Here is a 23782-nt window from a genome sequence, read left to right as displayed (position 1 = left end):
ACACTATTTTTATGAACACACGAATAAAATAAGGAGTTGAGATCCTAACATTCTCAGCTCCTTATTTCCATTCTCTCTTACTTTTTATCTTGTTTAAAGACATCTTTTACTTTGTTAAAGAAAGAACCGTCTCCTTGTTCTTTGATAGATATGTTGCTCTCTTTAGCAAATTGTCTCAATAACTCTGCTTGTTTGTGATTTAATTGTTTTGGCGTTTCCAATTTCACTTTCACATGTTGATCTCCGTTGCCAGCACCACGCAGTCTTGGTGCTCCCTTTCCTTTAAGGCGGAAGTTAGTACCCGTTTGAGTTCCAGCAGGGATTTTAAGTTTTACATTTCCATGAACGGTCGGAACTTGAACTTCATCTCCCAATGTTGCTTGAACAAAATTGATAAGCAATTCATAATAAATTTCTGCGCCATTCCGTTCAAAAGTTTTACTTGGTTTCACACGGAATACAACATAAAGATCTCCATAAGGGCCGCCATTGATTCCAGCTTCACCTTGACCATTCAAGCGCATTTGATTGCCGTCTTCTACTCCGGCTGGAACGGTTACTTTGACTGAATGACGATCTTTGACATGACCAGACCCATGACAAGTTGGACATTTTTCTTTGATTTCTTTTCCAGTACCATGACAAACATCACAAGTTTTTCTGGTCATCACGCGACCTAAAGGTGTATTGACTTCAACATTGATTGATCCTGCACCATGACATTTAGAACAAGTAACAGGCTCAGTTCCTGGTTTTGCGCCAGAACCGTGGCAGGTGCCACATTCTTCTTCGCGATTATAGCGAATAGTGGTTTCTTTCCCGAAAATAGCTTCTTCAAACTCTAAATCTAATGAATATTGCAAATCGTCCCCTTGGCGAGGAGCATTTGGATTACTGCTGCGTCCACCTCCGCCAAAGAAAGAATCGAAGATATCATCGAAGCCACCAAATCCGCCGCCTCCGCCGAAGCCACCACCAAATCCGCCACCCGCGCCAAAGTTAGGATCAGTACTGGCATGACCATATTGGTCATAAGCAGCACGTTTATTTGAATCGCTCAACACTTCATATGCTTCTGCAATCTCTTTAAACTTTTCATCGGCATCAGGATCTTTATTGATATCAGGGTGGTATTTTTTAGATAGCTTACGATACGCTTTTTTTATCTCATCATCCGTAGCGCTCTTAGAAACACCAAGAACTTCATAGTAATCTCTTTTTGCCATAATTTCCCTCCGTAGCTGCTGAATGTCTGCATAAATGACTATTGCTAACGCTTATTCTATTATTCAGACAGGCCATATCGTGAAGAAAAAGGCTGGGACAAGTGCCTCGCCTTTTTCTTCTTACTTCTATTTCTTTACTCATCGTCTTTCAAGTGATTCTTATTTGTCGTCATCTACTTCTTCAAAATCAGCATCTACTGAGTCATCATTGCCTGTTTCTGCACTTGTTGCTTCATCTGAAGCGCCTGCTTGTTGTTGAGCAGCTGCAGCTTGTTCATAAAGCTTAACGGTTAATTCTTGAACGATTTCATTCAATGCGTCACGTTTAGCTTTCATGTCTTCAATGTTGTTAGCTTCAACAGCAGCTTTCAATTCATCGCGAGCATTTTCTGCTTTTTTAACTTCTTCTTCGTCAACTTTACCTTTTAATTCTTCCAAAGTCTTGTCGACTTGGAACAATAATTGGTCAACTTCATTCCGTAATTCTACTTCTTCCTTGCGTTCTTTGTCTGCTTCAGCATTTGCTTCAGCATCTTTTACCATACGATCGATTTCATCATCAGATAGACCTGAAGAAGATTTGATCGTGATCGTTTGTTCTTTGTTCGTTCCTAAGTCTTTTGCACTAACGTTTACAATACCGTTTTTGTCGATATCAAATTTTACTTCGATTTGAGGTACACCGCGTGGTGCTGCAGGAATATCCGTTAATTGGAAACGACCTAATGTTTTATTGTCAGCAGCCATTGGACGTTCACCTTGTAATACGTGCACATCAACGGCAGGTTGGTTATCTGCAGCTGTTGAAAATACTTGTGATTTACTTGTAGGAATCGTTGTATTGCGGTCGATCAATTTTGTGAATACGCCGCCCATTGTTTCGATTCCTAATGATAAAGGAGTAACGTCTAGCAAGACGATATCTTTAACATCACCAGAAATGACACCACCTTGGATAGCTGCTCCCATTGCAACAACTTCGTCAGGGTTAACTGATTTGTTTGGTTCTTTACCTGTTTCTTTACGTACGGCTTCTACTACTGCAGGAATACGAGTAGATCCACCAACTAGAATAACTTCATCAATTTCAGATTGAGAAACGCCAGCATCTTTCAAAGCTTGACGTACAGGTTGTTTTGTACGTTCAACCAAGTCATAAGTCAATTCGTCGAATTTTGCACGTGTCAAGTTCATTTCTAAGTGCAACGGACCTGCTTCGCCTGCTGTAATAAACGGTAAGCTGATTTGAGTAGATGTTACACCTGACAAATCTTTTTTCGCTTTTTCTGCAGCGTCTTTCAAACGTTGCATAGCCATTTTATCTGTTGAAAGGTCAATGCCGTTTTCTTTTTTGAATTCACTAACAAGGTAGTCAATAACTTTATTGTCAAAGTCATCTCCACCAAGGTTATTGTCTCCAGCTGTTGATAAAACATCGAATACTCCGTCACCTAACTCAAGGATAGATACGTCAAATGTACCGCCACCTAAGTCAAAGACAAGGATTTTTTCTTCTTTGTCTGTTTTATCTAAACCATATGCTAGAGCAGCAGCAGTTGGTTCATTCACAATACGTTCTACTTCTAAACCAGCAATTTTACCAGCATCTTTTGTTGCTTGACGTTGTGCATCATTAAAGTAAGCTGGAACAGTAATAACCGCTTGTGTTACTTTTTCGCCTAAATAGCTTTCTGCATAATTTTTGATATATTGAAGAACGTAAGCTGAAATTTCTTGAGGTGTGTAGTTTTTGCCTTCTACTTCAACTTTGTAATCTTCACCCATGTGACGTTTGATTGAACCAATCGTGTTTGAGTTAGTGATTGCTTGGCGTTTTGCTACTTCACCAACTTGTATTTCACCATTTTTAAAAGCAACTACAGAAGGAGTTGTACGGTTACCTTCTGGATTGGCAATAATTTTTGCTTCTCCGCCTTCTAATACAGCAACTGCAGAGTTTGTTGTTCCTAAGTCAATACCAATTATTTTACTCATCTAAAATCCCTCATTTTTTAATTTTTTTCGTTTTGTTTGAATCTTTCTTGCTTGTTTCTATCCTGTTACTGAGCGACAGCCACCATCGCAGGTCTTAACACACGTCCGTGTAAAGCATAACCCTTTTGATGGACCATTACAACTGTATCAGCTTCCTGGTCTTCTTCAGTTGGAATCGTTTGTACTGCTTGATGGAAGTTTGGATCAAATGGCTCATGAAGGGGGTCAATAACTTCGATTCCTTCGTTGTTCAAAGCAGTTTTGAAACTTTCCATGACCATTTCCAGTCCTGCTTTTAAGCTTTTTCCTTGTTCATCATCCACTTCGATCATCAAAGCTCTTTCCAAATTATCAATAACAGGTAAGAGTTCTTTTGCTAATGATTGAGAACGATACTTTGCAGCGTCTTCTCTCTCTTTGCGATTTCTTTTTTGGATGTTAGCCAACTCAGCTTGCAAACGCAAATAAGCATCTTCTTTTTCTTCTAAAGCGTGTTTCAAGTCTTCTATTTCTGCGTTTTTTGTTTCCGTTGAAGAAATATCTTCTTCAGAAGCAGCTGTTGCTTGTTCATCTGTTTCAGTATTCTGATCCAGATCTTTTTCTTCGATCTGCTCTTCCGCTAGATCTTTTTCTTTATCTGACACAGCACAAAACTCCTTTACTTATTATCATCAATATCATGATAATAGGCTTCTAATTTTTTTGATAGTTCTTTTTGAAAAACTCCTACCAAACTGATCATTTTTGAATAAGGCATACTGGTTGGCCCTAATAAAGCAATGACGCCAGTACCGAGATTTTCCACCTCATAAGCTGCTGAAATCAAACTGAACTGTTCAAACAATTCATTGTCCAATTCTTTTCCGATTTGAACCGTTATACCTTCCTGCTTGCTGCCCAGCAGCATCGGCAAGTCATGCTTGCCATCCATCAAGCTATAAATAGATTTAAACTGCTCAATATTTAAGTCATTTGAATAGTCTAACATATTCATTCGACCTTCGATATGAATACGGTCTGTTGCTGCTTTTAGAAACAGATCATCAAACAGCCCAATCATATTTTCAGCCGTTCGGATGTGTTGACGAATCAATTCAGGAACATCCGTTTTCAAACTACGGAAAACCTCAATCAATGACTTTCCTACTAGCTCTTCATTAAACAAGCGAACCACTTTTTCCAACTCATACGGATTCATTTGCTGAGGAAGCGTAAAATTTTGACTTTCTACATGACCTTTATCAGTGACCAAGATCACCATCAATTGACGTTCATTCAAAGGAACAAAACGAAAGCCAGTCAGTTTACTATCTTTTATCTCAGGTCCTAAAGAAATCGCTGTGTAGCTCGTCAAATGAGAAAGAACTTCTGCAGATGTCATCACGATTTCATCGATTTGCTTAAAAGGGTTTTCTAAGGCTTGTTTTATGCTGGCTAAGTCTTCTGGATCAACTTTATGCGGATGAACCAGGTAATCAACGTAGTAACGGTAACCAGTAATAGAAGGAATTCTTCCAGAAGAAGAATGTGTCTTTTTTAAAAAGCCCATTTCTTCTAAGTGAACCATTTCGTTTCGTATGGTAGCTGAACTGGCAGCGATTTTCGATTCCTGAATCAGTGTTTTCGACCCAACCGGTTGTCCATACTTTGTATAAAGATGGATGATCGATTTTAATATCGAAATCTGTCTTTCAGTCAACATATTGTATCACCTCTTTTTAGCACTTGTTGCCATTGAGTGCTAACACAATTATTAATCTACCAGATATCCTCTAGCTTGTCAATAACGGAAGAGGATATTTCTGACTAATATTGACTTTTATTTTTCAACTGTTTTGTTTAGTTCTCTCATCTTTGTTTTAACAAATACAGCAGACTGATCATCTTCAGCTGCAATGAGTACTATTTTTCTAGGTGAAAGAAAAATGTATCCAGAAAAAGAAATAACGCTCTCTTGATTACCGCTTGATCTTGATCTATTAATGACAATGTTCAAAAAAGTGTCGTGTTTCTTTTTCATCCTGCTTTAACTGCTCGATCAAAGCTGAAACAGAAGGAAATTTTTTTTCATCCCTTAACCGCTTATACCACTTGACCATGACTTGTTCACCATAAATATCTTTTTTAAAATCAAAAATATTTATTTCAACCGTCAGTTGGCGATTTGTTTCAAATGTAATGTTGTAGCCGATCGAAGCCATTCCTGTATGCCATTGTTGACCGATCTTGATTTCTACTGCGTATACCCCTGTTTTTGGCAGTCGAATACTAGAATCAATATCAATATTAGCTGTTGGATAACCTAATGTTCTTCCGCGAGCATCACCATGAATAACCACTCCAGGGACGGCATACGTATATCCCAATAATTCATTGACCTGAGACATTCTTCCTTGATCCATTGCTTCACGAATCCGTGTTGAACTGATTTTTTTATCTTGATCTGTCAATTCTCCAACCGTTACAACTTCAAAGCGGTTGTGTGCATAACTTGGCAGGTGTTCCATAGAAGCAACTTCTTTCTTGCCAAAAGTATAATCAAATCCCGCAACTGCAACTTTTGCGCGGAGGCCAACAATATACTGGTCAACAAATTGTTGCGGAGAAAGACTTGCAAATGAAGAAGTAAAATCAACTTCATATAAAATATCAACACCTAACTCAGCGATCAATTCTTCTTTCCGTTCGATCGTTGACAAGTATTTGATTTCTTCTGGATGAACTTTTTTAAAAACAATAGATGGATGTTGATTAAAGGTCATGACCGCCAATTTAAGCTGCTTTTCATTTGCGATCTTCTTAGCTGTTTTGATGACTTGTTGATGCCCTTTGTGCACTCCATCAAAGAAACCTAATGCCAAAACAATATCTCCCTTTGGTATATCTGCTTTTTTATAAGGGTGATGCATTTTAATAATGTTCATTTTCTTGCTCCTCTACCTGAGTCCGTAAAACTTTTGTTGGTTTAATGAGACCTTCTTTCGAAGGGTGTTTGTCATATATGCTGACGGCTTGATTTTGATAAAACAAAACACAAGGAAAAGATGATCCACTCATGAAATCGTTAATGGAGAAAACTGCACCATTTTTTACTTTTTCCCACATTTGAGCTGAGATATCGATTCTTTCCATGTTTTCTAAAGCATACTCCAAAGGAAATAAAGCTGCTTCCATATTTCCGTCCGATGCTTTCTCAGAAACTTGTTCTAGCGTTAAGCAGTCAGCTGCATTAAACCTTCCGCTTTTTACTCGCGTCAAGTCAGACATATGAGCTGGGTAGCCGAGTTTTCTGCCTAAATCAACAGCCAATGTCCGGACATAAGTTCCTTTGCCGCAATCGACTTCAAACCTCCAGGAAGCTGTTCTATTTTTTTCATCATACCGAATGGGAGAAACACGTTTAAAACGATAGATATGAGCGCGTCGCTCTGGCCGTTCAACTGATTCTCCTGCTCGAGCGTATTCATATAGTCTTTTTCCGTTGACTTTTACTGCGGAATAAAGAGGAGGAACTTGAACGATCTCGCCAGTCAACTCCATCATCATTTTATCTACTGTCTCAATTGATGGAGCCTCTAACACTTCTTTTCGTTCTACTTGATCTCCACTGTTGTCTTCAGTCGTTGTGCTAAATCCAATGGTGATTTCGCCGATATACGATTTACCACTGTTCGTTAAATACTCAGCAACTTTCGTAGCTTTTCCGATACAGATCGGCAAAACCCCATCCACATTTGGATCTAAAGTACCCGTATGTCCAACTTTCTTTGTCTTCAATATTTTTCTTAATTTAAAAACACAATCATGACTCGTCATGCCGCGTTCTTTCCATAACGGGAGAATACCTTCCATTTGTTCCACTACCTTCTTTAATCGTTCTTCTATTTTATCGATCGCTTTGCATAGGGATAGTCGTTTCAAAAAACGACGTGTTCTTCGCTATTTCTAGGCAATACATTCTTTTTTAGTATAACATAATTCCTTTAAACGAAAAGAAACTAATTGCTCTTTCTTTTTCAACATTTTTTGTTATGTTGTTTTTTAAAATACTTTTTCTCCTATCATTCTGATAAAATAAAGATAGACTTAAGCAATTGAAGGAGGCATTCATGACAATGATCAAAATCCTAACAGATTCAACTGTACAGCTTTCAAAAGAGGAACAAGAACAGTACCAGATCACTGTTGTTCCATTATCAGTGATGTTAGAAAACACGATTTTTTATGATGGCGAAACCATCAATAAAACTGAATTCTTACAAAAAATGAGCGAAAGTGAAAGCTTGCCTAAAACTTCGCAACCTGCTATTGGACGATTTGTAGAAACGTTTAATGAGATCGGATTCGATGGCAGTCCTATTTATAGCGATCTTAGCAGCTAGCTATTTAAGCGGAACTTTTCAGGCAGCTCAACAAGCTAGCCAACTGACTTCAGCTGATGTAACAGTGATAGATAGCGGTACAGTGGATCGCGCGCTGTCCTTTCAAGTACTGAAAGCAGCTGAGCTTGCAAATAAAGGCCAATCTGCTGAAGAAATCCTACATGCGATCAAAAACATCAAAAGCAATAGTGAATTATATGTTGGCATCGTACACCTAGAAAATCTCATCAAAGGTGGAAGAATTGGAAAAGTAATGGGAAGAGTGTCAACCATGCTCAATATGAAACTAATGTTAAGAGTTACTAATACTGGGTTAGAACTCGAAACAAAAGGAAGAGGACTCAAAACACTGCAAAAAAAAGTAGACGCACTCATAGATCATATGAAAACATCTTCCGTTAAAGAAATTGGTGTGACTCATGTAGGATTAACACCCTTTATCGAAAAAATCATTGCCCAATTAAAAGAAAACTTTCCGCAAGCTGATTCTTATATTGACTATGCTAGCCCGACTCTCATGTCTCATGCCGGTAAAGAAGCTTTTGCCATATCTTATTGTGCTGTTTGACGTGGTAGGTCAGTCTTTAGTTTATTTAAATGTTTTTTTCTTTCTATTGCTTTCTAAAAAAAAGAAAATTTTTGATCGTAAATGAAATTATTATCAAAACGATTTACAAAAAACAGTTCTTTCTCTTCTAACATTGGTAAATAAAGTTCTTCCGGTCGATGGGCTACTGAAATTTCTAGAAATAAGATTCTAACGAGTTTAGCAGTAAAAAATGTTTTTTACTGACCAATGTTAAATATGATAGAACCAAAAAAACAGAACTGGAAAAAAACCAGTTCTGTTTTTTTTATTTCAAATACTTAGTGATCTCATCTTCATAGGAAGGTGTTGCGCTCATCACAACAGAGAGGGTCCCATCAACTTCTAGAACAACGGCATAAACTTTATCTGAAGTCGTTTGTGCTTCTGAACGTATCGCAGCCAAGATTTCTTCTTTATTGATGTGAGCTTTTTTCATGTTTTCTTCTAGAAAATCTCCCCTGAGAAAAACGACTTTTGGAGAAGGACTGATCACATTGGCCAAATTAGGCCAGTGAGTAGTCAGTTTTGAGATGATCAATTGAATCAACAACAAAAGCAATATAGCTATTATCCCGTTGATCAAAGTCACTTCTTCAAAAACCAAAATTGAAGATATGGTTGAACCGATCGTGATCGTGGTAATTAAATCATAGACACTGAAACTTGAAACACTGCGGCTGCCAAAAGACTTTAAAATAATCAGCAGCAGCAAATAAGTCATGACCGTAGTCAATATGACACGTAACAAGCTTTCCCATCCACTAAAAAAAAGATCTTTTGAGTGGACATCTTTTTCTATGTTTTGAAAAAATTCTGCTATTGAATCAAGCATATATTTCATCCTTTATCCTTCTTTTCCATTTAAGCTACTTAGAGATAAAAGAAAAATGAATCGAAAAAGTCTTTTCGACGAAAGCTAGCCACTCTTCATTTACAACGATTTTCTTAGACAATTTAAAAAGAGCTGAGATAGTAAAATTTTTCTTCTCAGCTTTTCTTTTTATTCTTTGTTTAAGTCTCTCAACAATTCGTCTATTCTATTTCCGTAAGCAACTGATGCATCTCTTTCAAAGATTAACTCAGGTGTTTTATAAATAGACAGGCGTTGTCCTAACTCCCTACGAATCAGCCCTTTAGCTTTTTCTAAACCAAGTTGTGCTTTTTCAATATCTTCTTCCTTATCAGAAAGTAAGCTGTAAAAAATCGTTGCCTGCTGTAGGTCGCCTGTTACACGTACATCCGTGATATTCACATCTTGAACTCGAGGATCCCGTACGCGTTTACGCATAATGTCATTAACTTCTTTTTGGATTTCATGGGCAACTCTACCTGTTCTATAATTTGCCATTTGTCATCCCTGCTTTCATTATTATCGCTTGATTTCAACCATTTCGTATGCTTCTATGACATCATCAACTTTAATATCATTGTAGTCTTTTATCATTAATCCACATTCGAAACCATTCTTAACTTCTTTTACATCATCTTTAAATCGTTTCAAACTAGCCAATTCGCCTTCATAGATCACAATGTTATCTCTAATCAATCGAACGCCGCTATTTCGTCTGATCACACCATCTGTGACAAAGCCACCTGCGATCGTTCCAACTTTAGACACAGTGAAGGTTTCACGAACAACAACTTGACCGATGACTTTTTCTTCATATTCAGGGTCAAGCATGCCTTTCATAGCCGTTTCAATTTCATCGATAACATTATAGATAATACGATGCAAACGAATATCTACTTCGTTTTGATCAGCTTGAACTTTAGCTTGCGGAGTCGGACGTACGTTAAAGCCGATCATGATTGCATTACTTGCTGCAGCTAAGGTTACATCACTTTCGTTGATGGCCCCTACTCCTGTGTGAATGATCTTGATACGCACACCTTCAACTTCGATTTTATTCAAACTAGAAGCTAAAGCTTCAACAGATCCTTGAACGTCTGCTTTGATGATCACGTTAACTTCTTTCAATTCTCCCTCTTGCAAACTGGAGAATAAGTTATCTAACGTTACGCGATGAGTAGCAGTCCGTTGTTCAGCCATGGCTTGTTTTTCACGGGCTTCTCCCACAGAACGAGCCGTTTTTTCATCTTCAAAAGCAACCAGCTGGTCTCCAGCTAATGGTGCTGTATTTAAACCTGTGATTTCAACAGGTGTTGAAGGGCCGGCTGTCTTCAAACGACGACCTTTTTCATTGACCATAACACGAATACGACCATGAGTGGTTCCCACAACGACTGGGTCACCTACACGCAAAGTTCCTTCTTGAATCAAAACAGTCGCAATTGGTCCTTTTGACTTGTCTAAGCGAGCTTCTACAACAGAACCTAACGCTAGTCGATCAGGATCTGCTTTTAGCTCTTGTACTTCCGCAACTAGCAAGATCATTTCTAATAACTCTTCTAGGTTTTGTCCAAACTTAGCTGAGATGTTAACAAAAATAGTATCTCCGCCCCAAGCTTCAGGAATCAAACCATATTCTGTCAATTCTTGCATCACACGATCAGGGTTGGCACTAGGTTTGTCAACTTTATTGACAGCAACGATAATCGGCACATCAGCCGCTTTAGCATGATTGATAGCTTCGACTGTTTGCGGCATGACACCATCGTCAGCAGCAACGACAATAATCGCAATATCTGTGACATTCGCACCACGAGCACGCATAGTTGTAAAAGCAGCATGTCCGGGCGTGTCTAAGAAGGTAATTTTTTTACCATCTTTTTCGATTTGGTAAGCACCGATATGTTGAGTGATCCCGCCAGCTTCGCCTTCACTGACTTTAGTATTTCTCAAAGTATCAAGTAAAGTTGTTTTCCCATGGTCAACGTGTCCCATGATCGTCACAACAGCCGGTCTTTCAACCAGCTTGGATTCATCCACTTCTTGATTGAAATAAACATCTAAATCAGAAATATCTACTTCCACTTTTTCTTCGGATTCGATACCATATTCAGCTGCTAATAGTTCGATTGCATCTTTGCTTAAACTTTGGTTTTGAGTAGCTACGACACCTATCATGAAAAGTTTTTTAATCAATTCAGCTGGTTCACGATGTAATTTTTTCGCAATTTCAGCAACGGTCATTCCTTCTGAATAAACAAGTGTTTCTGGTAATTCTCTTTGTTTTCTTGGAACTGGCGGTGTAACTGGTCTTGATTCATTTTTCTTTCCTTTTTTCTTTCGCTTGTTATATCCACCATGAGTTCCCATGCTTCCACGGTTGCGGAACGGTTTGTTCCCTGCTTTTTTCTTATCTGTTCCTACTGATACAGTTGGATCAGTTGAACGTTTTTCTCTTGCAGGTTTAGTCGATTTTGTTTGTTGTTTTGTCGTACGGCTTCCATTGTTATCAGCCTGTTTGTTAGGTTGATTTTGCTTATGGTTTTGAGCTTGTCTATTTTTTCCGTTTGTGGAAGTAGATTTTTTTTCGTTATTGACTGCTTTTCCTTTTTGATGAGACTGGTTTGTTCTGGATTGTTTTTTTGCGTTATCTATGTGATGATCTCCTTTATTTTTCTGCTTTTCATTTTGATGAGAAACAGACGTATTTTTTTCTGGTACTTTTTTCGTTTCTGCTTGTTTGTTGGAAGAAAAAACGTTGTTTAATGCTGAAATTTGATTGTCTTCCATTGCAGACATATGGGTATTAAAATGGATATCCATTTTTTTTGCTTCATTGATGACATCTTTACTTGAGATATTTTTCTCTTTCGCATATTCATATACTCTTTTTTTAGCCATGCAATCACCCTCCGTTAAATTGATAATAATTCTCGGATTTTTTTCGCAAAGCCATTATCTATGATACTGACAATCGTTCGTTTTTTACCTATGGCCTGACTCAGTTCGCTTTGGCTGAAATCAGAAAAATAGGGTATGTCGTAATAATGACATTTATCCGAAATTTTTTTGTTTGTATTGCTGCTTGCATCTGAAGCAATAAAAACAATTTTTGCTTCTTTAGAACGAACTTTTTTTAATGTAAGTTCTTCTCCTGTTATACACTTGCCAGCTCTTGTAGCTAGGCCTAGAAGATTCAAAACTTTTTGTTGATTGTTCATAAGCTCATCCGCGCCTTTTGATGGGCGACATAATCCAATAACTGTTGATAAAATTCATCATCCAGTGTTGTTCCAAATACTTTGTCCAATGTTTTGTTATCCCATGCTTTCTGAACAACTTCCGGTTCGATCGATACATAAGCGCCTCTTCCCGGCAGTTTTCCTGAAGGATCCATTTGAACGTTTCCTTCTTTATCTTTTACGATTCTAAGCATTTCTTTTTTTGGTTTCATTTCATTTGAAACAACACATTTACGCATAGGAATTTTTCGTTTTGCCATTGAAGTCACCTCACTATTCGTTTTTAGCGTCTCTTTCTTCAGCTGACTCAATTTCTTCTTCCACATCTTCGGAAGAAAGTTCTCCTTCTTCATAATCAGCATCCATCACTGGATCACCAGGTTGGCGCATTTGGTCTTCTAATTCTTGAGGAATTTGTTCAATATCTATCGTATTTTCCATATCTCTGATTTCTTCAACATCTGCAACATAGTCTTCTGTATGTTGTGCTGCTAACGTTTCTAATTCTGAATCGACAGCTTGAGTATCTTCCATATCTGATTCAGATTTGATATCCACTTTATAGCCAGTCAATTTTGCAGCTAGACGAGCATTTTGTCCTCTTTTACCAATGGCTAGAGATAATTGGTAGTCAGGCACAACAACTAAGCAGCTTCCTGCTTCTTCATTAAAAGTAACATCTACAACTTTTGCAGGGTTTAGGGCATTAGCGATATAAGCTGCCGGATCTTCGCTCCATTCAACGATATCCATATTTTCGCCCTTCAACTCGTTAACGATCGCCTGTACACGTTGCCCTTTTGGTCCAACACAAGTTCCAACAGGGTCAACATTTGGATCACGCGAAGTTACTGCGACTTTTGCCCGATCGCCTGCTTCACGAGCAACAGATATGATTTCAACGATACCATCATAAATTTCAGGAACTTCTTGTTCAAACAATCGTTTTAATAAGTTCGGATGGCTACGGCTAACAAACACTTGAGGACCTTTAGACGTGTTTTCTACCTTTGTTACATACACCTTTATTCTATCATGTGGATGATAAACTTCATTAGGAATCTGTTCTTGTTTGGACAACACTGCTTCGATTTTGCCTAAGTTGACATAAATATAGCGGTTATCTTGTCGTTCAACGATTCCTTGCATAATATCATTTTCATACTGGATGTACTCATTATAAATAATGTTTCTTTCAGCTTCACGTACCCGTTGCATAATGACTTGTTTTGCAGTTTGAGCAGCAATACGTCCGAAGTTTTTTGGTGTAACTTCGAATCGGATCATGTCTCCAATTTCGTATGCTTTGTTTAACTCTAAAGCATCTTTGATATCAACTTCTAAACGAGAATCATAGACAACATCAACAACTTCTTTTACTGCATAGACATGGATATTTCCTTTTTTAGGATCGAACTGAACTTCCACGTTTTGAGCTTGTCCATAGTTCCGTTTGTAAGCAGATACTAATGCAGCTTCCAATGCATCGATGACTACTTCTTTAGAGATTCCTTTTTCTTTTTCTAATTCGTCAAGAGCATGCAGCATTTCTTTGCTCATTCTTTTTCTCCCCTATTCAATTTTAGTTTTCTAAAATACAATAGCCAATCGGGCTTTTGCGATTTTTTTACGATCAAACGTCATTTCTTTTGTTCTTGTTTTTATACGAATACTTAAAGTAAGCGAGCTTTCCGTTATTTCTTCAAGTACCCCTTCGTAGATTTTCTCACCTTCTACAGGTTCATATAAAGAAATATTGATCGTTTTTCCAAGAGCATTCTGATAATCTTCTTCTTTCTTTAATGGTCTTTCTGCTCCTGGTGAAGAAACCTCTAAAAAGTAAGCATGCGGAAAAGGATCAGGTTTGATTTGATCTAGTTTTTCACTCACTTTTTCACTCACTTCAGCACAATCTTCTAAAGTAATGCCACTCGGTTTGTCAATATATACACGTAAAAACCAGTTTTTCCCTTCTTTTACATATTCAATATCTACTAACTCGTAATGCATTTCTGTAGTGATCGGCTCCACAACTTCACTTACTTTCTCAACGATACTGCTCAAGTTGAACCCCTCCTTAATAGATGCTCGAATTTTATGCCTTAAAAAGAGTGAGCGTTGCCGCTCACTCCCCCTTCGATTATCTGATTACAGTAAAAAGTTTAACATAAAATGCAAGGATACGCAAATAAACGTAGGTTGGTAATCATGTCACTTCGTTGTTGGAAAATTGTCAAATGAAGAATGAATTTGCTTTTAGGTTAAAGCATATCAAATAAAGAAAGTTGGTTTTCATCTGGCATCCCATCCAGTACACCATTCTCGCTCATGTATTCAATCACCGTTTTTGATACTTTCCCTCTTTTGGCTAAATCTTCTTTCGAAAGAAAAGATTGATCTTCACGTGCAGCTACAATTTGATTTGCTACGTTTTGCCCAAGACTCGGAACAGCTCTAAATGGGGCAATCAAAGAACGTCCCTCAATAACAAAGTTCCTTGCATCTGATTTTTCAAGGTCGATCATTTTAAATTCAAACCCGCGTTCAACCATCTCATTAGCCAATTCCAGAACAGTCAGCATATTTTTTTCTTTCGTAGAAGCATCAAGGCCCTTATCATTTATTTCTTTCATTCTAGCTTTGATACTTTCTTTTCCTTTTACCATCGCTACTAAGTCAAAATCATTAGCACGAACAGAGAAGTAGGCACAATAGTATAGGATAGGAAAATGAACTTTAAAATAAGCGACCCGCAAGGCCATCAAAACATACGCTGCAGCGTGGGCTTTAGGGAACATATATTTAATTTTCAAACAAGATTCAATATACCACTCAGGAATCTGTTCATTCCGCATCTCAACTTGCCAATCATCCGGTATCCCTTTTCCTTTACGAACATGTTCCATGATCTTAAATGCTAGGCTGCTCTCCAAACCATTATGGATAAGATAGACCATTATATCATCCCGACAACCGATTACTTCAGAAAGAGGAATATCTCGTTCTCGAATCAACTCTTCAGCATTGCCTAACCAGACGTCTGTTCCATGGGATAAGCCCGAAATTTGCAGCAGCTCAGCAAAGGTATTTGGTCGTGTTTGTTCCAACATACCTCGGACAAAACGTGTTCCAAATTCAGGGATCCCTAAAGTACCGGTGTTAGATTGGATTTGATCAGCAGTGACCCCCAATACTTCAGTACCTTGAAAAATTTTCATCACTTCAGGATCATCAGTAGGAATTGTTTTTGGATCGATACCTGATAAGTCTTGCAGCATCCGAATCACAGTAGGGTCATCATGGCCTAGAATATCAAGTTTTAAGATATTATCGTGAATAGAATGGAAATCAAAATGAGTTGTTTTCCATTCAGCTGCTTGATCATCTGCTGGGAACTGCACCGGTGTAAAGTCGTAAACATCCATATAATCAGGAATAACGATGATTCCGCCCGGATGTTGGCCAGTTGTCTTTTTAACACCAGAAGAACCTTTGGCGAGACGATCAATCTCTGCAGCGCGTAGATTTAAATTGTAGTCACGCTCATAACCTTTGACGTAGCCAAAAGCTGTTCGATCGGCTACCGTACTGATGGTTCCCGCACGATAAACATACTCTTCTCCAAATAGCACTTTTGTATAATTATGTGCGTTTGCCTGGTAATCTCCCGAAAAGTTTAGATCGATATCGGGAACCTTGTCTCCATTAAAGCCTAAAAAGGTTTCAAACGGAATATCATGCCCATCTTTATACAGCGGTGCGCCGCACTTTGGGCATTCCTTGTCTGGAAGATCAAAGCCTGATCCCACAGATCCGTCTGTAAAGAACTCCGAATATTTGCAATCAGGACAGCGATAATGAGGCGGCATAGGATTAACTTCTGTGATCCCTGTCATAGTTGCGACCAGGCTCGAACCCACAGATCCTCGAGAACCAACTAAGTACCCATCTGATACGCTCTTGTGCACCAATTTTTGCGAAATCAAGTAAATAACTGAGAACCCGTTCCCAATAATACTGTTCAATTCTTTTTCCAGACGTTTTTCGATGATTTCCGGCAATGGATCTCCATAAAGACGGTGGGCTTCATCATAGCTTAACTGTTTGATTTCTTCTTCTGATCCTTCAATTTTTGGCGTATACAAGTCTGTTTTGACAGGCGTTATTTCACCATTGATCATTTCAGCAACTTTTTGTGTGTTTTTTACAACCACTTCAAAAGCTTTCTCTTCATCTAAAAAGCTAAACTCTTCCAACATTTCATCTGTTGTTCTGAAATGAACTTTTGGCAAAGATGCCCGATTCAATTCGGAAGCTCCTCCTAAAGAATTGACCAGAACTTTGCGGTAAATACTATCTTCAGGATTTAAGTAATGGACGTTACCAGTAGCAGTTACCGGGATATCTAATTCTTCTCCAATTTGAATCAGATTTTGAATGATTTCTTCCAAATCTTTTTCATTTTTCACCAATTCTTGTTCAATTAAAGGGGCATAAACAGGTTTAGGCATAATTTCGATATAGTCATAGAACTTTGCTTTTTTCTTAGCTTCTTCATACCCTTTTTGCATCATTGCTTCAAAAACTTCTCCACTACTGCAAGCAGAACCAATGATCAAACCTTCTCGGTAATGATTTAACTCTGAACGCGGAATGCGAGGAGCTCTGTAAAAATATTGAACATTAGATAGAGAAATAAGCTTGAATAAGTTTTTTAAACCTGCTTGAGTTGTGGCCATGATCGTAGCATGAAAAGGGCGCGCTTTTTTATAAGCATCCCCTTCGCCCATATAATCGTTTAGTTGATCATGATAAGTGATGCCATGATCTTCATTTGCTTCCTTCAAAAATACCCAGCAAAGCTGTGCAGTGGTCTCGGAGTCAAAAATGGCTCGGTGATGTTGCTCCAGTGTGATATTATATCGTTTGGCCAAAGTGTTCAAACGATGGCTCTTGAACTGAGGATGTAAAAATCGGGATAATTCTAAGGTATCGATAACTGGGTTTTCAGCTTCCGGCATACCATGTCGGATGTTTCCTGTGTTTAAAAATCCCATATCAAAACTTGCGTTATGAGCAACCAAAACAGAACCTTCTGCGAATTTCTTAAAAGCTTGCAAGACTTCTTGCTCTGTTTTAGATCCTCTAACCATTTCATCCGTAATGCCAGTCAAATTGATCGTCGTTTGGGACAATGGGTGACCAGGATCAATAAATTCTTCAAATTGTTCTGTGATGTTCCCTTTATACATCTTTACAGCCGACAATTCAATGATCTTATCATAAACAGCTGAAAGACCAGTTGTTTCAACGTCAAAAACCACATAAGTTGCTTCATCTAATAAGAGATGTTTTGGTTGATAAGCGATTGGAACACCATCATCGACCACATTTGCTTCAATCCCATAAAGCACTTTGATCCCATTTGATTGGCCAGCTTGGTAGGCTTCAGGAAATGCTTGTGCACCAGCATGATCAGTGATCGCAATAGCAGGATGGCCCCATCTAGCAGCTTGAGAAACTAAGTCGGTAATCGTATTTGTAGCATCCATTTGACTCATATTACTATGTGTATGCAACTCAACTCTCTTACTATCCCCAGGCATATTGTCTTTGCGTTCTTCATGGCTTACTTCAGTCATGTCTTGAACATTCATAACGAGATCACGCATATACGTATCTTCTTGAATACTGCCTCTTACTTTGAACCACATACCTTTTTTGATCGCTGCAAATGCGGCTTCGTCTTCTGGCGAATTAGAAAACTTTTTGATCGAAAAAGAAGATGTATAATCAGTGATTTTCATGACTAGAATCTGTCTGCCGGAACGTAAATCTCTTACTTCTACATCAAAAACATATCCTTCGATCGTGACTCTTCTTTCTTCTTCTATAATATCGGCCATTTGTTTGATTTCTTCATTTGCAGCTATTTTTCTTCCTAAGACGACTGGACCAGAAAAAGCTTCTGTTTCCGGTGCTGCTTTTCTTTCTAGTTCAGCTTTTTGAATGTTTTCGCTAGCTTGTTTGGCTAGTAGTAATTCGGCTTCTTCCTTCTTAGCCTGAAACTCTGTCATTTTTTGAGTATAAGTTGCTTCATCTATGATTGGATCGATTGTAAAACGAGGAAACCCAAAGTCTTGATAAGCTTTTTCAACTGGCGGAAGATATTGGTTCTTTAGGTGATGCTGAACGACATCGTTTTCTACATAGAACTTGATTTTATGTTGATCAACAATAGGAAATTGATCTCGAAATGGCTTATCGCAAATAGGCGAAGATACACCACTCCTCTTAACGGCCGAAGACCAATACTGTTCAATTTTCTCAACTGTGATTTCTGGTTGATCAGCTTGAATGACTGTATCTACTGCAGCAATGGATTTAAATGCCATCTGTAAATGCTGTGATAAGTTTTGGTAGACCTCAAAAGGCAATATATCGGGAAACTCCAATGCAAATTGCCAAACTTTAGATTGTTTGTGCACCGTTACTTTTTGGACTTTTCCCTTTTCTAAATAAGACCCATGTGTTTCGTGATGATTCAAGCCGATTTGCTCAAGCAAGCGTTGAAACATTTCTTCCTGATTTAAACTCATAAACGGCTCCCTTCCTTTTCAAAAGAATAAAAGGAGTACAGACAAGCAGTGACAACTTGTTTGAACTCCTTCTACTCCTTTCTTTCCATGCTTTGACTCTCTTACTGCTTTCTTAAAAGAAGTATCTTTGGATGTCATTCCAAGTAACCAAAACCATTAGAACGACTAACAAGCCAGCTCCGATTAAGGTCACCAATCCTTCTTTTTCTTCACTTAATGGTTTACCTCTTACGCCTTCAATGACATTTAACACTAGTTTTCCGCCATCTAATGCCGGTATAGGCAAAAGGTTGACGATTCCCAAGTTGATACTCAAAAAGGCCATCCAGTTTAAGATCCCTAACAATCCAGCTGAGACAACTGTTTCTGTGGTAGCGTAAATCGCCACTGGTCCGCCAAACATATCAACTGAAAATCCTTTTGTAAACATTGATCCTAAAACAGATAGAATCGACGTAATGACCATCCAAGTTTGAGAAAAACCAAAAACGATTTTATCGAAAAATCCCGTTTTCATCATTGCTTGGACACCAATCATACCTGTTTTTTCACCGTCCGTTGTTTGTCCGGCTTCAGGTGTGATCTGCACTTCTTCCATCTCTCCTGATTCGTGCTCGACAGATAATGTGATTTCCTTATCAGGATTTTTTTGGATTATAGAAACCATTTTTTGCCAATCTCCCACTTCGGTTCCATTAATTGCCGTAACGAGATCGCCTTTTGTTAATCCGACTTCTTCTGCAGGACTATTTGGCATCACTTCTCCTATCTGACTATCTGAAGAATAAACACCGCCTTGTACAAAAGCAAAGATGATAAAAACCACGATTGCTAAAATCAGATTGTTCATCGGACCTGCAAAGTTTGTCATCATCCTTTGTGGTAAGCTGGCTGATTGGAATTGCACGTCTATTGGAGCAATTTGGACTTCTGTACCATCTTCTTCAATGATCAAAGCATCTTTCTTAACGTTGTAACGAACAAAATCATCATTGTTTCCTGCTAAATATCCTTCTATTACCAATGTTTTTTCTAAATCAGCTGAAGTAACTTCTAATGGAGCTGCATTCAGTAGCGGCTTTTTCTGGTTTAAGTTGATTTTGATCACTTCATTTTGATCATTTAACACTAAACCAACCGGTGTTCCTGGACGTAATTCGCTTTCTTCTTCATAACCTGCCATTCGGACATAACCGCCTAGTGGTAACATCCTAACGGTAAAAGTCGTTTGATTTTTTCGGTAAGAAAAAAGTTTAGGACCCATCCCTAACGCAAATTCTCTGACCAGTATCCCTGATTTTTTTGCAAAGTAATAGTGTCCAAATTCATGAAAAATCACTAAAATACTAAAGACAATCAAAAACGTCAGAATTGTTTTAATCATTTCTTTACCCCTTACTTATTTCCCGCTCTTTGTCTTTTTCAATACAAACTATTCTAACATACCCAGACTTCTATGACTAGATAGCTTGGCCTCATAAGGCATGAAAAAAAGACAGGCTGGTACCTAAAACAAAAACCTGTCTTGTTCATTATAAAAAATATACGTATTGTTTTTTGTTAAATCAATCCTACTAAATATAGAATAGGAGAAACAAAAAGCAGACTATCGAAACGATCTAATACGCCACCATGGCCTGGGAAAATATTTCCCGAATCTTTTACACCATAGTAACGTTTAAAAGCAGATTCAACTAAGTCTCCAAGTTGACCAATAACCGAAATTATAGCCATGATAAAAATAGAAAAAAGAAAAGATTGATCAAGTGGAAAATACATTAAGTAAATCGATGCTATGATCACTGCCATCATCGTTCCACTTACAAAACCTTCTATTGTTTTATTAGGACTGATATTTGGTGCTAACTTATGTTTCCCGATTTTTCTTCCAAAAAGATACGCACAGATATCAGTTGTCCAAATCGTAATCAGAACTAGGATCAACAGCTGTAGACCTGTTTCTCTTGTCAGTAAAAGAGACCTGAAGCCAAAACCAACATAAATAACGCTTAAAACTGAAAATCCGGCATGATCAAAAGAGAAACGATTTTTTGAAAAAACCGTACAGATCAATAATACAATGGCTAATAAATAGACCACCATAACAGTTGTAAATTGTTTAGGTAAAAAACGATCAAAAAATTCAGGCAGCAACATCACTAATAATGCTGCTATCGATAATACCCCTTCTACTGAAAATAATTTTTGTTCTTTCATTCTATATAGTTCAAATAAGCCGACAATAGCTAATAGAACCATGACGATCTCTAACAGCCATGAACCTGCATAGACTACCGGTATAAAAATTGCAGCCATAACAAGAGCTGTGATCACTCTTTGTTTCAATTACATATCCTCCTCATTTCCTATCTTACAAACCGCCAAATCTTCTGTTTCGCTTTTGATAAATCCTTAAAGCTTCATCAAAGTCAACTTCACCAAAATCTGGCCATAGAAGAGAAGAGAAATGAAATTCACTATAAGCATTTTGCCATAACAAAAAGTTGCTTAATCTTTCTTCTCCGCTTGTCCGGATCATCAAATCAACATTTTGCTGCTCACTGAGCGAAGAAGTCATCAAATGTTCTTCAAAAACTTTTTCATTGATTTTATCGGCTTTTAATGCGCCTTTTTCTACCATGATCGCAATTTCTTTGACAGCATCTAAAATCTCTTTGCGTCCCCCATAGTTGACTGCAAAGTTTAAAACCATTCCATTGTTGTCTTTTGTTTCTTCTATTGCCTTTTCCATCACTTTTCGCGTTTTTTTAGGCAAATCAGACGGATGACCGATCATCATCACTTTAATGTCAGCTTCCATGATCTCTGGCATGAAAGAGCTAAAGAAATCAACAGGTAATTGCATTAAATAATTGACTTCATTTAAAGGTCTTTTCCAATTTTCAGTTGAGAAAGCATATAGCGTCAGCACTTTTACGCCTCTCTTTGAGGCATGTTTAGCGATTGTTTTCACCTGATCCATTCCCGCTTTATGGCCCGCTGACCGCTTTAATTGTCTTTTCTTAGCCCAACGTCCGTTGCCATCCATGATGATAGCAACGTGTTCAGGAATCAGCCCAGTTGCATCAAAATATTCTTTTGCATCCTCTGTTCGGCTTTCTATGTTATTGATCTCCTTCACTTTAATACATACCGTCCTTCCATTCGAACTTACTGAAACTATTGTAGCAAATCGCTGACTAAAAACCTATTTATTTAAGGAAAATTTTATTTTAGGTAAAGTAAAGGAAGCTTCATTTTTTAGATCTATCCTAGAATGCTGCTTATATTTTTTCGAAAATATGTAGCTTTGCTCGTTCAGCTGAATCTTTTTTATCCTAAACAGTTTTTGAGGATAGACATTAAATGACCACAGCCCCTTCTTTTGAAATAGCTGAATCAGTGACATCAAAAAGAAAGAGCTGGGAATGTTGATCCCAGCTCCAACTCTTTTTATAGCATAGACACTTCTGCCGTTTCGGTAAAGGATGTATATTTTTGGGTTTGCTTAAAATATTGTTATCTCTATCTTTCCTTATTGAAAAAGACCTTCATCTGTTTGGATAATGGGATTAAACATCCAAAATTTCTTTTTCTTTTTCAGCTGAAATAGCATCGATATTCGCAACACTTTTGTTTGTTAAATCTTGAACATCAGATTCATAGTGACGCAGGTCATCTTCTGTAATGTCTCCGTTTTTCTCTGATTTTTTCAATGCATCCATTGCATCTCGACGAATATTACGAATAGAAATTTTTGCGTTTTCAGAATCTTTGCCTACTTCTTTGGCTAATTCTTTACGTCTTTCAGTCGTCAATTGAGGAATCACTAAACGAACCACATTTCCATCACTAGATGGGCTGATTCCGATATCGCTTTGCAAAATCGCTCTTTCAATTTCTTTGATAGATGATTTGTCATAAGGTGTGATCATCAACATTCTTGGTTCAGGTATAGAAATTTGTGCCAGCTGGTTCAAAGGTGTCGGAGCTCCATAGTATTCAACTTGGATACGGTCTAATAAGCTAGCATTTGCTCTTCCAGCACGAATAGCGCCCAATTCCCGCTGTAAAGCTAGTTCTGTTTTTTGCATTCTTTCTTTTGTTTCTTTTAATAATTGTTCACTCATTTTGCTTTCCCCCTAACAGTTGTCCCAATCGTTTCTCCTAATGCAACTCGTTTGATGTTTCCAGGTTCATTCAAATTGAACACAACAAGCGGAATATCGTTGTCCATGCTTAAAGAACTCGCTGTTGTATCCATTACTTGAAGTCCCTTATTAATGATTTCAAGGTGTGTCAATTCATCAAATTTAATGGCTTCTTTGTCCACTTTTGGATCAGCAGAATAAATACCATCCACATTATTTTTTGCCATTAAAATCACATCTGCATCAATTTCAGCCGCACGCAAAGCAGAAGTAGTATCTGTAGAGAAATAAGGATTCCCTGTTCCGCCTGCAAAAATAACGACTCTCCCTTTTTCTAGGTGGCGCATCGCTTTTCTTCTGATATAAGGTTCAGCGATTTGTCTCATTTCAATGGAAGTTTGTACACGCGTCGGTACGCCTTCGTTTTCAAGACAGTCTTGCAAAGCCAATGCATTCATCACTGTTGCCAGCATGCCCATGTAATCAGCTTGTGCACGTTCCATCCCCATCTCAGAACCGACTTGTCCGCGCCAGATGTTACCGCCGCCTACAACAATAGCAATCTCTATTCCAAGGTCATGGACTTCTTTGATTTCTTTACAAATCTGTTGGATAGTCGGTGGTTGGATCCCAAAACCAGAGTCTCCTGCTAAAGCTTCACCACTTAATTTCAACACGATTCGTTTATACTTAGGTTCGTTCATTATTATTTCCCTCCATTGCGCTTTCCTAAACTATTTTATCATAC

21 protein-coding genes are annotated in these 23782 nt (G+C 38.0%); 2 read left to right on the top strand and 19 right to left on the bottom strand.

What is annotated here, in order from left to right:
• Window positions 1–77: 77 nt before the first annotated feature.
• The 6 genes from dnaJ to truB form a co-directional block, all read right to left on the bottom strand.
• Window positions 78–1229, bottom strand: coding sequence for a molecular chaperone DnaJ (dnaJ, locus tag BM057_RS05475; protein WP_092092021.1), 1152 nt, complete (start codon window positions 1227–1229; stop codon window positions 78–80).
• Between the two features lie 156 nt (window positions 1230–1385).
• Window positions 1386–3221, bottom strand: coding sequence for a molecular chaperone DnaK (gene dnaK / locus BM057_RS05470; protein ID WP_092092019.1), 1836 nt, complete (start codon window positions 3219–3221; stop codon window positions 1386–1388).
• Window positions 3222–3286: 65 nt separating this feature from the next.
• On the bottom strand, window positions 3287–3865 hold the full coding sequence (gene grpE, locus BM057_RS05465) for a nucleotide exchange factor GrpE (RefSeq protein ID WP_092092017.1): 579 nt from the start codon (window positions 3863–3865) through the stop codon (window positions 3287–3289).
• A 14-nt stretch (window positions 3866–3879) separates the two neighbouring features.
• Complete coding sequence (gene hrcA / locus BM057_RS05460) at window positions 3880–4923, bottom strand: heat-inducible transcriptional repressor HrcA (protein ID WP_092092015.1); 1044 nt, start codon at window positions 4921–4923, stop codon at window positions 3880–3882.
• Window positions 4924–5200: 277 nt separating this feature from the next.
• Entirely contained in the window at window positions 5201–6145 is a 945-nt protein-coding gene (gene ribF, locus BM057_RS05455; RefSeq protein ID WP_092092013.1) for a riboflavin biosynthesis protein RibF, read from the bottom strand.
• Window positions 6132–7073 carry a tRNA pseudouridine(55) synthase TruB gene (gene truB / locus BM057_RS05450; protein ID WP_092092011.1) on the bottom strand — a complete coding sequence of 314 codons (942 nt, stop codon included), beginning with the start codon at window positions 7071–7073 and terminating at the stop codon, window positions 6132–6134. Before truB ends, ribF begins: the two co-directional genes overlap by 14 nt.
• A 257-nt stretch (window positions 7074–7330) precedes the next feature.
• Between truB and BM057_RS12030 the strand changes: the two genes are divergently transcribed.
• Together BM057_RS12030 and BM057_RS05445 are read left to right on the top strand one after the other, a co-directional pair.
• Window positions 7331–7603, top strand: coding sequence for a DegV family protein (locus BM057_RS12030; RefSeq protein ID WP_281246058.1), 273 nt, complete (start codon window positions 7331–7333; stop codon window positions 7601–7603).
• Entirely contained in the window at window positions 7569–8171 is a 603-nt protein-coding gene (locus BM057_RS05445) for a DegV family protein (protein WP_281246057.1), read from the top strand. Before BM057_RS12030 ends, BM057_RS05445 begins: the two co-directional genes overlap by 35 nt.
• A gap of 286 nt (window positions 8172–8457) precedes the next feature.
• On the opposite strand, the gene BM057_RS05440 is transcribed toward BM057_RS05445, so the two are convergent.
• From BM057_RS05440 to pyrH, 13 genes are all read right to left on the bottom strand, one after another.
• Window positions 8458–9033: a YetF domain-containing protein gene (locus BM057_RS05440; RefSeq protein WP_047389951.1), complete on the bottom strand. Its 576-nt coding sequence runs from the start codon at window positions 9031–9033 to the stop codon at window positions 8458–8460.
• Between the two features lie 159 nt (window positions 9034–9192).
• Window positions 9193–9540: a 30S ribosome-binding factor RbfA gene (rbfA, locus tag BM057_RS05435; RefSeq protein WP_047389952.1), complete on the bottom strand. Its 348-nt coding sequence runs from the start codon at window positions 9538–9540 to the stop codon at window positions 9193–9195.
• Window positions 9541–9561: 21 nt separating this feature from the next.
• Entirely contained in the window at window positions 9562–11943 is a 2382-nt protein-coding gene (infB, locus tag BM057_RS05430) for a translation initiation factor IF-2 (RefSeq protein ID WP_092092009.1), read from the bottom strand.
• Between the two features lie 14 nt (window positions 11944–11957).
• Entirely contained in the window at window positions 11958–12263 is a 306-nt protein-coding gene (locus BM057_RS05425; protein WP_047389954.1) for a YlxQ-related RNA-binding protein, read from the bottom strand.
• Window positions 12260–12544 (bottom strand): RNase P modulator RnpM, encoded by a 285-nt coding sequence (gene rnpM, locus BM057_RS05420; RefSeq protein ID WP_047389955.1) that lies wholly within the window; start codon window positions 12542–12544, stop codon window positions 12260–12262. Before rnpM ends, BM057_RS05425 begins: the two co-directional genes overlap by 4 nt.
• 13 nt (window positions 12545–12557) lie before the next feature.
• Window positions 12558–13844, bottom strand: coding sequence for a transcription termination factor NusA (gene nusA / locus BM057_RS05415; RefSeq protein ID WP_047389956.1), 1287 nt, complete (start codon window positions 13842–13844; stop codon window positions 12558–12560).
• 30 nt (window positions 13845–13874) lie between these two features.
• Window positions 13875–14348 carry a ribosome maturation factor RimP gene (gene rimP / locus BM057_RS05410; protein ID WP_047389957.1) on the bottom strand — a complete coding sequence of 158 codons (474 nt, stop codon included), beginning with the start codon at window positions 14346–14348 and terminating at the stop codon, window positions 13875–13877.
• A 197-nt stretch (window positions 14349–14545) separates the two neighbouring features.
• On the bottom strand, window positions 14546–18883 hold the full coding sequence (locus BM057_RS05405; RefSeq protein WP_092092007.1) for a PolC-type DNA polymerase III: 4338 nt from the start codon (window positions 18881–18883) through the stop codon (window positions 14546–14548).
• A gap of 112 nt (window positions 18884–18995) precedes the next feature.
• Window positions 18996–20264 (bottom strand): RIP metalloprotease RseP, encoded by a 1269-nt coding sequence (gene rseP, locus BM057_RS05400; RefSeq protein WP_245741820.1) that lies wholly within the window; start codon window positions 20262–20264, stop codon window positions 18996–18998.
• A 179-nt stretch (window positions 20265–20443) separates the two neighbouring features.
• Window positions 20444–21229, bottom strand: a complete 786-nt coding sequence (locus tag BM057_RS05395) for a phosphatidate cytidylyltransferase (RefSeq protein WP_047389960.1) — start codon at window positions 21227–21229, stop codon at window positions 20444–20446.
• Window positions 21230–21254: 25 nt separating this feature from the next.
• Window positions 21255–22016, bottom strand: coding sequence for an undecaprenyl pyrophosphate synthase (locus BM057_RS05390; protein ID WP_245741818.1), 762 nt, complete (start codon window positions 22014–22016; stop codon window positions 21255–21257).
• Window positions 22017–22455: 439 nt separating this feature from the next.
• Window positions 22456–23013, bottom strand: coding sequence for a ribosome recycling factor (frr, locus tag BM057_RS05380; protein ID WP_092092003.1), 558 nt, complete (start codon window positions 23011–23013; stop codon window positions 22456–22458).
• On the bottom strand, window positions 23010–23738 hold the full coding sequence (gene pyrH / locus BM057_RS05375) for a UMP kinase (RefSeq protein WP_047389964.1): 729 nt from the start codon (window positions 23736–23738) through the stop codon (window positions 23010–23012). Before pyrH ends, frr begins: the two co-directional genes overlap by 4 nt.
• Window positions 23739–23782: the final 44 nt, after the last annotated feature.

The sequence above is a fragment of the Pisciglobus halotolerans genome (genome assembly GCF_900113675.1).
GTDB classification, from domain to species: Bacteria; Bacillota; Bacilli; order Lactobacillales; family Carnobacteriaceae; genus Pisciglobus; species Pisciglobus halotolerans.
Note: the sequence above shows the minus strand (reverse complement) of the source record. Positions and strands in the feature narration are given on the sequence as shown.